The organism is Monashia sp. HAY1-2A, from assembly GCF_056755315.1.
The window spans coordinates 1-13953 of record NZ_JBNDHY010000115.1; the positions used below are offsets into that span (position 1 = coordinate 1).

The 13953-nt window shown below is 69.0% G+C and carries 15 protein-coding genes and 1 tRNA gene; 5 read left to right on the forward strand and 11 right to left on the reverse strand.

The window, feature by feature from the left end; translation table 11 throughout:
- Positions 1-58: 58 nt before the first annotated feature.
- The 3 genes from ACPYOM_RS15920 to ACPYOM_RS15930 form a co-directional block, all read right to left on the reverse strand.
- Positions 59-1546 carry an amino acid permease gene (locus tag ACPYOM_RS15920; protein WP_481346708.1) on the reverse strand — a complete coding sequence of 496 codons (1488 nt, stop codon included), beginning with the start codon at positions 1544-1546 and terminating at the stop codon, positions 59-61.
- A 168-nt stretch (positions 1547-1714) separates the two neighbouring features.
- Positions 1715-2557, reverse strand: a complete 843-nt coding sequence (locus ACPYOM_RS15925) for a PH domain-containing protein (RefSeq protein ID WP_481346709.1) — start codon at positions 2555-2557, stop codon at positions 1715-1717.
- 25 nt (positions 2558-2582) lie between these two features.
- Entirely contained in the window at positions 2583-2753 is a 171-nt protein-coding gene (locus ACPYOM_RS15930) for a hypothetical protein (RefSeq protein ID WP_481343711.1), read from the reverse strand.
- A 143-nt stretch (positions 2754-2896) separates the two neighbouring features.
- Here ACPYOM_RS15930 and ACPYOM_RS15935 point away from each other — a divergent pair, with 143 nt between their 5' ends.
- Positions 2897-3883, forward strand: a complete 987-nt coding sequence (locus ACPYOM_RS15935) for a small ribosomal subunit Rsm22 family protein (RefSeq protein WP_481346710.1) — start codon at positions 2897-2899, stop codon at positions 3881-3883.
- An 8-nt stretch (positions 3884-3891) separates the two neighbouring features.
- On the opposite strand, the gene upp is transcribed toward ACPYOM_RS15935, so the two are convergent.
- Positions 3892-4530 carry a uracil phosphoribosyltransferase gene (upp, locus tag ACPYOM_RS15940; protein WP_481343709.1) on the reverse strand — a complete coding sequence of 213 codons (639 nt, stop codon included), beginning with the start codon at positions 4528-4530 and terminating at the stop codon, positions 3892-3894.
- A 17-nt stretch (positions 4531-4547) separates the two neighbouring features.
- Between upp and ACPYOM_RS15945 the strand changes: the two genes are divergently transcribed.
- Positions 4548-5054, forward strand: a complete 507-nt coding sequence (locus ACPYOM_RS15945) for a nucleoside deaminase (RefSeq protein ID WP_481343708.1) — start codon at positions 4548-4550, stop codon at positions 5052-5054.
- Positions 5055-5065: 11 nt separating this feature from the next.
- Positions 5066-5155, forward strand: a tRNA-Ser gene (locus ACPYOM_RS15950).
- Between the two features lie 20 nt (positions 5156-5175).
- Here ACPYOM_RS15950 and ACPYOM_RS15955 read toward each other — a convergent pair.
- Complete coding sequence (locus ACPYOM_RS15955; protein WP_481346711.1) at positions 5176-5556, reverse strand: tyrosine-type recombinase/integrase; 381 nt, start codon at positions 5554-5556, stop codon at positions 5176-5178.
- A gap of 790 nt (positions 5557-6346) precedes the next feature.
- Between ACPYOM_RS15955 and ACPYOM_RS15960 the strand changes: the two genes are divergently transcribed.
- Entirely contained in the window at positions 6347-7861 is a 1515-nt protein-coding gene (locus ACPYOM_RS15960; RefSeq protein ID WP_481346712.1) for an FAD/NAD(P)-binding protein, read from the forward strand.
- Positions 7862-7960: 99 nt separating this feature from the next.
- Complete coding sequence (locus tag ACPYOM_RS15965) at positions 7961-9016, forward strand: phenylacetaldoxime dehydratase family protein (RefSeq protein WP_481346713.1); 1056 nt, start codon at positions 7961-7963, stop codon at positions 9014-9016.
- Between the two features lie 225 nt (positions 9017-9241).
- Here the strand turns inward: ACPYOM_RS15965 and ACPYOM_RS15970 are convergent, their stop codons facing one another.
- The 6 genes from ACPYOM_RS15970 to ACPYOM_RS15995 form a co-directional block, all read right to left on the reverse strand.
- Positions 9242-10087 carry an amino acid ABC transporter permease gene (locus ACPYOM_RS15970; RefSeq protein WP_481346714.1) on the reverse strand — a complete coding sequence of 282 codons (846 nt, stop codon included), beginning with the start codon at positions 10085-10087 and terminating at the stop codon, positions 9242-9244.
- On the reverse strand, positions 10084-10728 hold the full coding sequence (locus tag ACPYOM_RS15975; RefSeq protein WP_481343336.1) for an amino acid ABC transporter permease: 645 nt from the start codon (positions 10726-10728) through the stop codon (positions 10084-10086). Before ACPYOM_RS15975 ends, ACPYOM_RS15970 begins: the two co-directional genes overlap by 4 nt.
- Before the next feature lie 36 nt (positions 10729-10764).
- Positions 10765-11712, reverse strand: coding sequence for a glutamate ABC transporter substrate-binding protein (locus ACPYOM_RS15980; protein ID WP_481346715.1), 948 nt, complete (start codon positions 11710-11712; stop codon positions 10765-10767).
- A 73-nt stretch (positions 11713-11785) separates the two neighbouring features.
- Positions 11786-12514 (reverse strand): amino acid ABC transporter ATP-binding protein, encoded by a 729-nt coding sequence (locus ACPYOM_RS15985; RefSeq protein WP_481346718.1) that lies wholly within the window; start codon positions 12512-12514, stop codon positions 11786-11788.
- A gap of 77 nt (positions 12515-12591) precedes the next feature.
- Positions 12592-13467 carry a MurR/RpiR family transcriptional regulator gene (locus ACPYOM_RS15990; protein WP_481346716.1) on the reverse strand — a complete coding sequence of 292 codons (876 nt, stop codon included), beginning with the start codon at positions 13465-13467 and terminating at the stop codon, positions 12592-12594.
- A gap of 10 nt (positions 13468-13477) precedes the next feature.
- The coding region (locus tag ACPYOM_RS15995) for an isoaspartyl peptidase/L-asparaginase (protein ID WP_481346717.1) at positions 13478-13953 on the reverse strand (476 nt) is incomplete at its 5' end.

A 13953-nucleotide genomic window follows, 5' to 3' on the forward strand; every position in this document is an offset into this window, starting at 1 on the left:
TCCGTCGTCGGCAGCGTCAGATGTGTATAAGAGACAGGGCCAGGAGGGGGCGGTGGGGTCAGACGCTGGCCGTGACCTTGATGCCTTCCTCCTCCTCGCCGGTCGCGAGCTTGCTGTGGCTGCGCGAGTACAGGAAGTAGACGAGGAACCCGGCTGCCATCCAGACGATGAACCGCAGCCACGTCTCCAGCGACAGGTTGAGGATGAGGTAGAAGCAGGCGAGCGCCGACAGCCACGGGATGACCGGGTTGCCGGGAACCCTGAAGGACCGCTTGAGGTCGGGGCGGCGCTTGCGCAGGATCGGGATGGCGAGCGAGACGAGCAGGAACGCCGTCAGGGTCCCGATGTTGACCATCTCCTCGAGCTTGCCGATCGGGGTCAGTGACGCGATGAGGGCGACGGCCGAACCGATGATGATCGTCAGCTTGACGGGGGTGCCGGTCCGCGGGTTGGTGACCCCGAGCCCGCTCGGGATGAGGCGGTCGCGGCTCATGGCGAACGTCACGCGGGTGGCCCCGATCATGAGGGTCATGACGACGGTCGTCAGGCCGGCGACGGCGCCCGCGGAGATCAGGGTCGCGTACCCGTCCTTGCCCACCGAGGTGAAGGCGGAGGCGAGGGCGGCGTCGGGGTCGATCTTGTTGTACTTGACCATGCCGGTGATGACGAGCGAGACCGCCATGTAGAGGATCGTGCAGATGACGAGCGAGCCGATGATGCCGATGGGCAGGTCGCGCTGCGGGTTCTTGGCCTCCTCGGCCGTCGTCGCGACGACGTCGAAGCCGATGTAGGCGAAGAACACGACGGCGGCGCCGGCCATGATGCCGAGCACGCCGAACGTCACCGGTTCCATGCCGGTCACCCACTGGAGCAGCGGCTCCTCGAGGCCGCTCTTGGAGCTCCCGGTCGTCGACGGCGGGACGAACGGCGACCAGTTGTCGCGGTTGATGAAGCCGATGCCGGCGAAGATCACGAACAGGACGATGAAGACCTTGATCGCCACGAGGACGAGGTTGACGCGCATCGACTCCTTGATGCCGACCGCGACGAGCACGGTGAGCAGGACGATGAGCACGAACGCCGGCAGGTCGAAGTGCGAACCGGGGGCCACGGCCGATGGCCAGGTGACCCCCAGCTGGTCCAGGAGCTTGACGAAGTAGGTGGACCAGCCCTGAGCGACGACGCTGGCGCCGAGCATGAGCTCGAGCAGCAGGTCCCAGCCGATGATCCACGCGATGATCTCGCCGAGCGTCGCATACGAGAACGTATAGGCCGAGCCCGAGATCGGCACGGTCGAGGCGAATTCGGCGTAGCACAGCGCCGCCAGACCACAGACGACGGCGCCGATGACGAACGACAGGGCGATCGACGGGCCGGCGTACTCCTTGGCCGCCTTGCCGGTCAGCGTGAAGATGCCGGCACCGATGATGACGCCGACGCCGAAGACGGTGAGGTCGAGCGCGGTCAGGCGCTTCTTCAGGTGGTGGTCGGCCTCGCCGGCCGAGGCCATCGACGCCTCGATCGACTTGGTGCGAAAGATGCTCATGTGGGCCTCCCGGGGTGGAGTGCGTTCGTCAGCATCTGCCCAACGTAGACCCCTCGGGTGCCCGCGGCGAGCCGTGCTGTGCGCGAGTCCAACCCGCGATCCGACGTGCGGTCGGCGGGATCGGGATGCGGCCGGCGCGGGTATGTCTGGGTGGTTGCCGCGGCCGTGTCAGGACTCGCGACCACCGCCGTCGCGGACCGGCCAGATCGGGCCGGTGTCGGCGCTGCGCCGGCGACGCTTGACGTCGTCGCTCTCGTAGACGGTCTCGGGCCGCGACCCGCGCTGGACCGGGACGGCGCGCGAGTAGGAGTCGAGCCGGTCCTGGATGGGGTTGTGGGTCCGGTGCACGTCCGGGTACGACTCGCCTCCCGCGCCGCCGGCGGGCCTGATGGGGCTCCCGGGCGGCGTCGGGCCGCCACGGCCGCCGCGGCCCCCGAGGCCGTCGTCGGGCAGGTCCGGCAGGTCGCCGTCGATGTCGTCGTAGTCCTCGTCGCCCGGTGGGGGCGTGATGTGGAAGATCTCGGCGCAGATGACGCGGTACGTCCGGTCCGGGTCCGGTACCCACTTGACCTCTCGGAGCGCCTGGTCCTGGCCGGCGCTCTCGAGGACGAACTTGCCGTAGCCGAGGAGACGTCCCGGCACCGTGCGCACATAGCTCATGTCGGTGACCTTGAGCAGCGGCATCATCGCGACCTTCTTCGTGACGATCCCGTAGCGCAGGAGGAGCCGCTTGTCGGTGGCGAGGAACCAGTGGTTGCCGTAGTCGAAGAGGATCCAGAGCAGCCGCGCGAGGACGGCCAGGAAGATCCACCAGACGATGCTGCCGAGCGCCTGGGTGGTCCGGGTGACGTTGGAGTCGACCCAGATCGCGAGGACGAGGGCGGCGACCGTCGAGGCGACCGGTTCGATGAGGGTGGCCCAGTGCGAGTGCACTGCGACGACGAGCTTCTCTCCCGGCAGCAGGACCCGGTCGAGCCCCTTGGGTGCGTCGCGTGTCAGTCGCAGCTGCACGGTGGCCTCCTCACCCGGGGCGGGATCAGCGGTTCAGCAGGGAGTTGAAGAACGCGAGGATCGCGTGGAAACCGTCGACGAGGACGCCCCAGATGTTGTTGACGATGTCGGCAGCCTTGGTCGGCGACGTGAAGACGGCGTAGACGAAGAACGCCAGCACCACGATCAGGATGACTTTCTTGGCCTTGGGGCCCATCGGATGTCGCTCCTTGGAGGGTGGGGCCGAGGCTGCCCTGACAGTCACAACGGCACAGGAATGGAACCAGTGTGCCGTAAGGGGCTTCTGTGCCGAGGTACCGACGTCCGCGTGTTGACCATCGGCGTCGATATCCTCGGCGGGTGCCGCGCCCGACCACGACGTTCGCCGACGAGCTGCGAGACGCCCTGGCCAGCGCGGTCCGGGGCGCCGACCAGCGGGAGCTCGCGCGCACCACCGAGGCGCTCGTGGAACGGTACCGCGCCGTCGCGCCAGCCGAGGCGCCCATCCTCGCGTCGGCCGCGCACGTTCTCGCCTATGCCGCCTACCGCATGCCCGCGACCCATGCAGCGCTGAGGAGGATCCTCGACGACGTCGCGGCGTCCGGCTTCGCGCCGACCACCCAGCTCGACCTCGGCGGGGGCACCGGGGCGGCGGCGTGGGCCGCTGCGGCTGCCTTTCCGACGCTCGAGCGCATCACCGTCCTGGACCAGGTCGACGAGGCCCTGCGGCTGGGCCGTGCCCTCGTGGGTGACGCGCCGGTGCCGTCCCTGGCATCCGCGCGGTTCGAGCGCGCCGTGGCCGGACGCTGGCCGGACCAGCGCGCGGACCTCGTCACCGTCTCGTACGTGCTGAGCGAGCTCGACGCGTCACAACAGGACGTGCTCGTGCTCGACGCGATGGCGCGTGGCAGCGTCGTCGTCGTCGCCGAGCCGGGAACACCGGACGGCTACGCCAGGGTGCTGAGGGTCCGGGATACCCTCCGGGCGGCGGGGTGGACCCTCCTCGGCCCCTGCCCGCACGCCGCGGACTGTCCTCTGGTGCAACCGGACTGGTGTCATTTCGGCGCTCGCGTCAGTCGGTCGGCCGAGCATCGCCGGCTCAAGGGCGCCCAGCTGTCCTACGAGGATGAGAAGTTCTCGTGGGTGGCTGCGGCCGCACCGGGTGTCGTTGCGACGCAACCCGACTCCGCGCGGATCCTTCGGCGGCCCTTGAAGCACAAGGGGTTCGTCGAGTTCCAGGCCTGTCGCCCCGACGGCTCAGCGGGCCGGGAGGTCGTCTCGAAGAAGGACCGTGAGCGGTACCGTGCGGCGCGCGACGCCGAGTGGGGCGACTCGGTGCCGCGCTGACGCATCGGTCAGACGACGCCGTAGAGGCGGTCGCCGGCGTCGCCGAGGCCGGGCACGATGTAGCCCTTCTCGTTGAGCTTCTCATCGATGGTGCCGAGAACCACCTTGACCGGCACGCCGAGGGACTCGGTGGCGGAACGCAGGTGCTCGACGCCCTCGGGGGCGGCGAGGAGGCACACCGCGGTGATGTCGTCGGCGCCGCGCTGGACGAGGTACGTGATGGCGTCGCCCATCGAGCCGCCCGTCGCGAGCATGGGGTCGAGGACGAACACCTGGCGCCCGGTGAGGTCGTCCGGCAGGCGGTTGGCGTACGTGACGGCCTCGAGCGTCTCCTCGTTGCGCTGCATGCCGAGGAACCCGACCTCCGCGCTCGGCAGCAGACGGACCATCCCCTCGAGCATTCCCAGGCCGGCCCGGAGGATGGGCACGATGAGCGGCTTGGGGTTGGACAGCTTGATGCCGGTGGTCGCCGCGACCGGCGTCTCGATCTCGAACGGCTCGACGCGCACCTCGCGCGTGGCCTCGTAGGCGAGGAGCGTCATGAGCTCCTCGGCAAGGCGACGGAACGTCGGGCTGTCGGTCCGCTTGTCGCGCAGGTACGTGAGCTTGTGGGCGATGAGCGGGTGATCTGCGACGTGGACGTCCATGGGTGGAAACTTAGCGCGTGGCTACGCGATCCGAGACCTCCACCGACCCGGCCGTCCCGACGCCCGCCGACCTGTTCGACGCCTGGGTGGGCGAGGCGCTCGAGCTGGCGGCGGCCGCGGCGTCGAGCGAGGACGTGCCCGTCGGCGCGATCGTCCTCGACGGCGACGGGGCCGTCATCGGCCGCGGCTGCAACGTCCGCGAGGCGGCAGGTGACCCGACCGGGCACGCGGAGGTCGTCGCGCTGCGCGAGGCGGCCGCCTCGAGGGGAACCTGGCGGCTCGACGGCTGCACGCTCGTCGTCACCCTCGAGCCGTGCGTCATGTGCGCCGGCGCGGCGATGCAGGCGCGCCTCGACCGGGTCGTGTTCGGTGCCTGGGACCCCAAGGCCGGAGCGTGCGGCTCGGTCTGGGACCTGACACGTGACCCGCTCGCCACGCACAACGTCGACATCGTCGGCGGGGTCCGTGCAGGGGAGTCGGCCGAGCTCCTCGTCGATTTCTTCGAGGGCCGGAGGCTCCGGTAAGGTCTCCTCTCGGTGGCGTGTCCGAGCGGCCTAAGGAGCACGCCTCGAAAGCGTGTGTGGGGGTGACTCCACCGTGGGTTCAAATCCCACCGCCACCGCCATTCACCTGCGGAAACGCCGGTCAGAGCCTTCGGGCCCTGACCGGCGTTTCCCGTCCTAGTCTCATTCGTAGTCTCATTTGACCTCCCGGCGGCGGTTCGGCGGGGTCCCACAAGAGGCCGCCGAGGCGCTCGGCGACGTCGCGCCGGATCGGGTCGACGACGTGCGCGTACCGCTGGGCCATGGCGGGGTTGGACCAGCCCATCACGCTCATCATCGTCAGCTGGCTCACGCCGAGCAGCAGCAGGATGGTGGCCGCCGTGTGACGGGCGTCGTGCAGCCGGCTGTCATGGATGCCGGCGTCCTTGAGGAGTTGCTTCCAGTGGCTCCAGTCGGTGCGCGGGCTGATCGGCGCCCCGGTCTCTGTCGTAAAGACCCAGCCTCCCCTCGGTCCAGGCGTCACCCGCATGTTGACGCTCGCGGTCCTGGATCGTCTTGTGTTGCGCGAGGAGGTGCGCGAGTTGGGCTGGGAGGCCGATCTGGCGCCGGCCGGCACGGGACCTGGTCGTGCCGGTGTCCGGATTGGTGCGAACTCGTTGCGGGCAGTAGCCGGCCTTGGCCTTGCCGCACGTTCCATCACATCCGTGGGAGTACTTGGGTCGCAGCCTATTGCGGCGCACCGTGAGCAGCTGGATATCGAGGTCTACGTCGGTGCCGAGTGCGCACCCGCGGCTCGCGCCAGAACACGACAGGCGCACGAGCTCTCGGTGCCGCTCGAACGATGTCGACCAACGGTTCTGCTCCGCGCGACGGCGAACGCCCCAGAAGACCCTCCTCTGGGTTCGAGCCCGACGTCGCTTGTCCTCGGTCGCACCCTTCCCACGAGACCGAGGTGGGGCTGCCGCCACTCCTGTGCCGGCAGCGCTGGATCGTGACGCCCTGCCCAGCACTACCGCATCGACGTGCTGCGCAGGATCCGCGCGTGACCACCCCGCGTGCCGGTCCTACTGCTGAGCGCAGAATCGCGCGAGCACGACGCTGGCTGCCGGCGCAGGTGCTCCGAGAACGGTCGTTTCTGGGGTGCGACGTTGTCCCGGCGTGGGATGCGTCCGGCGCATTCTGAGAGCTTGGTAAAGGGAAAGCGGGAAAACCGTATGTAAAACGCATCGAACCGGGGCAAATGGACGTCGATGCGTCTTAATTGCCCTGGGGCACCCGTCCCACGCTGCCGAGGCCCTGGGGAGTGAGTACGCATGAGAATCGCCGTCGTCGGGCTCGGGACTGCGGGCGCCTGCATGCTGGACAGCCTGAGCCAGGCCCTGCGCAGCCACCCCGATATCAGCCTGACGCTCTACGACCCGGCCCCCGAGCCGTGGCGCGGGCGAGTCTTCGCGCCCGACAGCGAGTACATCCTCGCCAACGCTCCGGTGGAGGCCATGTCCGTCCGTCAGGGGGACACCGCGCACGCGAAGCGGTGGCTGGTGCGTCAGGGTGACCTGGATCCCGGAAGCGCCGAGGAGGTATTTCTCCCGCGCCAGCGGTACGGGCAGTACCTGTTGCAGCACGCGGAGGGGCTCGTGCATGACCTGCGCGGCCGGGGCTGGACGGTGGAGTTCGTGCAAGAGAGCGCCACCTCGCTCGTACCGGTCGGCTCGTCGCGCTACGTCGTGGGAGCTGGGAGCCGCCGCGACGAGTTCAACTACGTCATCCTGTGCGCCGGCGGCAGTGTGCTTGGCAACCCGTTCCGTCTCGACGGCTGCGACGGGTACGTCGCAGACCCGTACCCGACCCGCGAGCGCCTCGACGGCCTACGCTCGGATGCCGCGGTCGGCGTGCTGGGCAGTGGCTTGACCGCGGTGGACGTCGCCGTGGCGTTGAGGGAACGCGGGCACGACGGGCCGATCCGGATGTACTCACGATCCGGAGTCCTCCCACTGGTACGGCGCCCCGGCCCGCCCTGGACGGCGAAGCACCTGACCTCGGAGCAGCTGGTCGACCTTGCCTGCTCGACCGGCTCGTATCCCCTCGTCGATGTCGAGCGCCTCGTCAACCGGGAGGTGCAGGCCTGGGGAGGGAGAACCCGGGGGCTGTTTCCCGCCGCACCCGGACCCGCGAACCAGGCGGCATGGTTGCGCCGGCAGCTCGAGCGGCCGCACGACGCAGCGGACCTCGAGACGTTCATCTTCCAGAAGTCGATACCTCTGGTCTGGCAAGACATCTGGTACAGCCTGACCCCCGAGGACCAGCGTCGCATCCTGGCGTCGCCCGCGACGCTGCGTTCGATCATCAGCCGCTGTTGCCCCATGCCGCAGGTCAACGCAAGGAAGATCCTCGCGATGCTGGACTCGGGTCAGCTGACGGTGAGAGGCGGCGTGACCTCAGTCATGCCCCGCCGGAAGGCCTTCGACGTCCAGCTGGCCACGGCAAGAGAGCACGTCGACTACGTCGTCAATGCCATCACCCCGGCCGTCTACGGCGTGCATCCCAAGGTCGAGCCGCTCGTGGACTCGGCCATCGCCCACGGTCTGGCGCGCCGGCACCACGCGGGCGGCCTGCAGGTGCTGGCACGGACGAGCGCGGTCGTCGGACGCGACGGGCCGGGCGCGCTGTACGCGTTGGGTGACCTCACCCGGGGCGCCTTCTTCTTCACCTTCGGCCTGCCGGTGCTGGTAAGTCGCAGCGCCGACATCGCCAAAGCGATCCACGACGACCTGCACGAGAAGGCCCAAGCCCTCCCGCGCCGCTCGGCGCTGGCCGTCGGCGCCTAGGACACGTGACCCCAGCAGCAGCACGACCCCGCGCCCCCGCGCGGTCGAAACGCCGCCTCCCGAGGGGGTGGCCTGACCACGAAGAAGCAGGAGACGCTGATGGAATCCGCAATCCCGCCGCACCTGGCGCAGACACGCTCCGAACAGTCGCACCTGAGGGCCGGCTGGCAGCCGCCGTACCCGTCCTACGTGGCCCGGTTCGCCCCGACGACGACTCGGGTGGTGATGGCCTGCTTGGGTGTCCAGTACGACGGCACCGGGCCGGCGCCGGAGCGCGTGACCTCGGCTCTGTCGCGGCTCGACCACGAGTGCTCGGCCGCAGACGGTCCACGGCACTGCGACCGGGCAACGTACGTCGACGAAGCCGGCTACACGACCATCATCACCATCGCCTACTGGGACGAGCCGGAGCGCTACGACCGGTGGTTCGCCGGAGCCCACGCCGTCTGGCTCGGCGACCAGCACCTCACCGACACGGCGGGCTTCTTCGTCGAGACCCTGCGACCGTCGGTGTCCCGGTTCGAGACGTTGTTCTCCAACGACCGCCGCGAAGGTGTCGCACGGTTGGCCGACAGGCTCAGCGGCGAGGTTCTCGAGCATGCCTACTGGGGCGGGGCACGTGACCGGCTCCCCGCATCCCAGACCGACGCGCTGCTGCCGGGTGACGTGCCTCGACCGGAGGCCAACGGCGCAAGGTGGCGAGTCTCCGGCCAGCACAACCTCTGTCTGATCCGCTCCGGGCAGGACTGGACCGACACCGACGGTGACGAGCGCCGGATGTACCTCGAGGAGGTCGAACCCACCCTCCGAGCCGGCATGGAGTTCCTCCGCGACGAGGGACGGACGGTGGGCTGCTACGCGAACCGATACGTGCGCCTGCTCGACGCCGACGGTCGACCCACCGACAAGAGCTTCGGCATGAGCTGGTGGCGCAGCCTGGCCGACCTCGACGACTGGGCCAGGGAGCACCCGACCCACGTGGCGATCTTCGGCGCGGCGATGAAGTACCTGTCCACGCTCGGTCCCGCAGCCCGGCTGAGACTGCACCACGAGGTCACCGTGGCCGCCGCCGACGAGCAGTACTTCGAGTACCTCGGCTGCCACGCGAAGACAGGGATGCTGCGGGCGATGGATGCTGTGGTGGAGAGCGTCTGAGCGCGGCCGCAGTCACTGACAACCGGCGGGCAGCCGCATATGAGAGCGGCTCGCCGAGCACCCCGACCGAGTCCGGCCGGACACCGATCCTGCAGTGTCCGAGTAACCGCTCACGGCGCGGTCTTGCCGACCAGCCGATGCTCCTTCACTGACCCTTCTGGTGACCGCACCTAGCTGTCAAAGTGACGCGGGTGTCGACGCGAGGCGCGGGGCTTCCGACCCTTCTCACTTGACGCGTTCCTCCGGTACGGGGATGGCAGGAAGCGCGGGCAGGCCTTCAGGCTTGCGGGTGGTCCGCTTCTGCAGGCGAGTCGCGAGCGCGGTGAGGCTGCCACTGACGACGAGGTAGATGAAGGCGACGACGATGTAGGTGGGGATCAGCTGGTTGATGTACGAGGTGAGCAGCTGGCCCCGGTAGAGCAGCTCGGTGTAGGCCACGATGTAGCCGAGCGTCGTGTCCTTGAGCAGGCTCACGAACTGTGTCATCAGCGAGGGGGCGACGTTGCGCAGGGCTTGGGGCAGGATGACCAGGCGCATGGTCTGGGACTGCCGTAGGCCCAGGCTGTGTGCGGCCTCGGCCTGCCCCGACGGCAGTCCGGTGATGCCGGCGCGGACGATCTCGGCGAAGACGGCCGCGGTCACGAAGGTCAGCGGAATGGCCAGCTTCCACATCGTCGGTACGTTGACCCCCAGCTGGGGCAGCCCGAAGAGCATCAGGTAGATCAGCAGCAGGACGGGCACCGTCCTCGCGACCTCGATGTAGGAGGCGCACAGCCAGCGCAGAGGGGGCACCCGACTCAGTCGCCCCAGGGCCAAGAAGGTGCCGAGCACGGAGCCGAGGACCGCCACGGTGCCGGCGACCTTGAGGGTGCCGACCAGCCCGGTCAGCAGGTACTGCCAGACGACCCACTGCGTGAACGCCGCCCACCGCTGCGGGTTGAGCTGGTCGTGGGAACCGAACTGCCACAGGCCGACTCCCGCCAACGCCAGCAGTCCAAGCACGCTGATGGCCGAGGCGATGCGCACGTTACGGCGGGTCCGCGGGCCCGGTTCGTCGTAGATGAAACTCATCGGATGATCGCCACCTTGCGTTCGATCCGCCCGGTTGCCAGGCCGATGGCCAGGGCGATCGCCATGTAGACGAGGCCGCCGGCGGTGTAGAAGAGGACGGGCTGGGCGTAGACGAGGTTGATGCTGTTGATCTGGGCGGTCAGGTCGAGAACTCCGACGACGGCCGCGAGGGAGGTGTTCATGGCCAGGGCGATCATGATGTTGCCCAGCGGCTGGACGGCGGACCGGAAGGCCTGGGGCACGATCACCCACCGCAGCGACTGGATCAGCGTCAGCCCGAGTGCCCGCGCCGCCTCGATCTGGCCGCGCGTCACGGTGTTGACCCCGCTCCGGATCGCCTCGGCGACGTAGGCGGCTTCGTAGACGGCCAGCACGATGACCACCGTGGGGATGACGGGGAGGATCAGCCCCGCGTCAGGCAGCGCGAAGACGGCCAGGATCAACAGCGCCAGGAGCGGAACGTTGACGAAGAACTGGACGTACGCCAAAGCTGCCGCCCTGAGCGGCGGGATCGGGCTGATCCGCGCGACGGTGATGAGCACCCCCAGGATCAGGGACGCAGCACCCGCGAGCACGGTCATGAGAAGGGTCAGTCCCAGCCCCTCCAGAAGGGGCTCGACATGGTCGATCGCGATACTCATCCGGATCTACTCCTGGCGCTGTTGCCGAGTCGCCGGTCAGGAACCGGGCACGGACCCGATGGCCGGCGGTGTCGGGGCAGGGGAGTCGCCGACCGAGCCGAGCGTCGTCTTCCAGACCTGCGCCCAGAGCCCCTGCTTCTCGATCGTCGTCAACCAGGTGTTGACGAAAGTCTTGAACGCGGCGTCGTTGTGCTTCAAGCCGATTCCGTAGGGCTCCTCGGTGAAGGGGGCGCCGACGACCTTGATGTTCTTGTTGCTCGCCGACTGGCTGGCGAGCAGGACGTAGTCCTGGACGTACGCGTCGCCGCGGCCCTGGATGAGGGCGTGGACACCTTGCGGGGTGGTGGCGAACGGCAAGAGCTTCGCGCCGGGCTGCTTCTCCGGAACCTTGGCGACCGAGGGCGTCCCCGTCTGCACGATGACGTTCTTCCCGTCCAGGTCCTCGATGCCCTTGATGCTCGTGTTGTCGGACTTCACCGCGACAGCGAGGCCGGACATGAAGTACGGGCCGGCGAAGCTGATCTGCTCCGCACGCTTGGTGGTGATCGTGTACGTGGAGAAGACGGCGTCGACGGTGCCGTTGGCCAGGAGGGCCTCCCGGGTCTCGGCTGCCGAGGGAACCCATTCGACGTTCGGCTTGCCGAGGATGTAGACGGCGAGCATCTTGGCGAGGTCCGCATCGAAGCCCTCGACCTTCTGAGGGTCGGCTGGATCCTGCTGGGAGACCAGCGGTGCATCGAGGGCGGTGGCGACGACGAGCTTGCCGCGCTTCTTGATCTTCTCCATGGTCGAGCCAGGGATGATCAGGTCGCCGGCCGCGACCGGTGCCTTGCCGACCAGCTGGTCGCTGCTGCTGGCGCTGCCCGGACCGTCACCACCGGGAATGTTGACGGGAGCGGTGGAGCACGCGCTGAGGGCCAGGGCGACGGAGGTGAACAGACCGGCAACGGCGGTGCGCCGGCGGACAACGGCATCGCTGAACATGTGGGTACCTTTCAGTGGGTTTCCTCGAAGAAGGTCGCCGTCGGAGGCGTGGGGAGGGGGCGTCGGAGCCGGGTCAGTGGGAGAGCACGGAGGCGAGGAACGAGCGCGCCCGTTCGGTCTTGGGGGCGTCGAAGAACGCAGCAGGCGTGTCCTGCTCGACGACCTGTCCGTGGTCCATGAAGACGACGCGGTCGGCGGCGCGGCGGGCGAAGCCCATCTCGTGCGTGACGACGACCATCGTCATCCCCTCGCTGGCCAAGGAGGTCATGACGTTCAGCACCTCGTTGACCATCTCGGGGTCGAGCGCGGAGGTCGGTTCGTCGAACAGCATGACCTTGGGCCGCATGGCCAGGGCCCGGGCGATCGCCGCCCGCTGCTGCTGTCCTCCGGAGAGCTCGGCCGGGTAGGCGTGGGCCTTCTGCGCGATGCCGACCCGCTCCAGGAGCTCCATCGCCTCGGCTTCGGCGTCCTTCCGCTTGAGTCGGCGCACCTTGATCGGCGCCAGCGTGACGTTGTCGAGGATCGTGCGGTGGGCGAAGAGGTTGAACGACTGGAAGACCATGCCGACGTCCGATCGCAACTGCGCCAGCGCGGGGCCCTCGGATGCGAGGGCGCGCCCGTCGACGTGGATCTCGCCGGCGTCGATGGTCTCGAGCCTGTTGATCGTCCGGCAGAGCGTCGACTTGCCCGACCCGGAAGGCCCCACGACGACGATCACCTCTCCCGGCATGACGGTCAGGTCGACGTCGCGGAGCACGTGGAGGTCACCGAAGTGCTTGTCCACGCCCTTGAGGCTGACCATCGGCGCGCGTTGCTGGGATGTCTCGCGCGGCAGAGCCGTCAGGGGAGCCCGCGTGGCCGCGGCGTCGTTGGGCTGCATCATGCTTCCTCCTCCGGCCGGCGATCGGCCACGGCTGCGTACTGGATGAGTGATCGTTCTTCCCACAGCTTCATCCGGTCGATTCCCTTGGGTCCGGTCCGGACGAACACCGACTCGACGAGGGCTTCGACGAGCACCATGAGGGCCGCGAAGGAGTCGTAGGGGATCCCGCCGACCGGCACGGTCAGCACGACGTCGGCGTCCCCGGCGGCCGGTGACAGACCCTCGTCGGTGACTACGACCAGGGACGCGTTCGCCCGCTTCGCCATTGCCGCCACATGCTGGGCCGGCTGCTGGTAGCGGCGCAGGTCGAAGAGCACGACGACCGTGCTCCTGCGTGCGGCGTGGAGCTTGCCCACGTCGTAGCCGAGCGGGTCGGCCAGGAAGTACACGTTGGGGATGATGTGGTCGAGCTGACGGGCCAGGATCTCGGCGACGAACCGCGAGAAGTAGCCACCGGCGATGAGGACGGTGCGTGCCTCTCCGGCCAGCAACCTTGCCGCCCGGTCGAACTCGCCGGGAACCACCGTGGAGCGAAGGGCGTCCACGAGCTCGACCCGTTGCGTGACCATGCGCCCGAAGTCGGTCACGTCACCGCCGCGCTCGGCCTCCCGCTCGGCGCGGTGGACGGGAGCACGCAGCTCGTGCATGAGCTCCTCGCGCAGGTGCTTCTGGAAGTCGGCGTAGCTCCCGATCCCCAGACGTGCCACCAGGCGAAGCACCGTCGGGGCGCTCGTGCCCGCTGCCTTGGCGAGGGCGTTGGCACTGGCCAGCCCGGCGCTGGGGTAGTCGGCGAGCAGGGTGCGCGCCACCTTGCGCTCGGACGGAGCAAGCTGCTCCATGCGAGCGAAGATCTCGTTCCTGATCCGGATCACGGCGTCGTCCTCACGTCAGCGTCACCAGCTCGCCGGCCTCTTCGCACGCGGCGAACATGGCCGGCGAGTTGTGCGCCACGACGACCCGGCCGTCCGCGCCGACCGCGACGAGGCCTCCGTTCGCGCCCCGGCCGTTGAGCTCGGTGTCGATGGTCGCCCGAACGGCATCGGGGAGCGCCGCACCGGCGTACCGCATCCGTGCGTAGATGTCGTGGGCGACGGCTCCCTCGATGAAGGCCTCGCCCTCGCCGGTGCAGGAGACCGCGACGACTCCGTCCCGGGCATAGGTCCCGGCCCCGACGACCGGCGTGTCGCCGACGCGTCCTCGGTGCTGGTTGACGATGCCGCCCGTGGACGTCGCGGCAGCCACTCGCCCGGCCAGGTCCAGCGCGACAGCGCCGACCGTTCCGTGCCTGCTCTGCGCCAGCACCCCAGCCCGGACACTCGACAGCTGCTGCCGCCGTGACTGCGTCACGAAGTACTCGG

What these genes read in the sequence shown, in the direction of transcription:
- upp (WP_481343709.1), bottom strand. Translation starts at nt 4,530, where the DNA reads ATGGACGTCCACGTCGCAGATCACCCGCTCATCGCCCACAAGCTCACG.
- ACPYOM_RS15975 (WP_481343336.1), bottom strand. Translation starts at nt 10,728, where the DNA reads ATGAGTATCGCGATCGACCATGTCGAGCCCCTTCTGGAGGGGCTGGGA.
- ACPYOM_RS15960 (WP_481346712.1), top strand. Translation starts at nt 6,347, where the DNA reads ATGAGAATCGCCGTCGTCGGGCTCGGGACTGCGGGCGCCTGCATGCTG.
- ACPYOM_RS15970 (WP_481346714.1), bottom strand. Translation starts at nt 10,087, where the DNA reads ATGAGTTTCATCTACGACGAACCGGGCCCGCGGACCCGCCGTAACGTG.
- ACPYOM_RS15980 (WP_481346715.1), bottom strand. Translation starts at nt 11,712, where the DNA reads ATGTTCAGCGATGCCGTTGTCCGCCGGCGCACCGCCGTTGCCGGTCTG.
- ACPYOM_RS15985 (WP_481346718.1), bottom strand. Translation starts at nt 12,514, where the DNA reads ATGGTCAGCCTCAAGGGCGTGGACAAGCACTTCGGTGACCTCCACGTG.
- ACPYOM_RS15965 (WP_481346713.1), top strand. Translation starts at nt 7,961, where the DNA reads ATGGAATCCGCAATCCCGCCGCACCTGGCGCAGACACGCTCCGAACAG.
- ACPYOM_RS15930 (WP_481343711.1), bottom strand. Translation starts at nt 2,753, where the DNA reads ATGGGCCCCAAGGCCAAGAAAGTCATCCTGATCGTGGTGCTGGCGTTC.
- ACPYOM_RS15920 (WP_481346708.1), bottom strand. Translation starts at nt 1,546, where the DNA reads ATGAGCATCTTTCGCACCAAGTCGATCGAGGCGTCGATGGCCTCGGCC.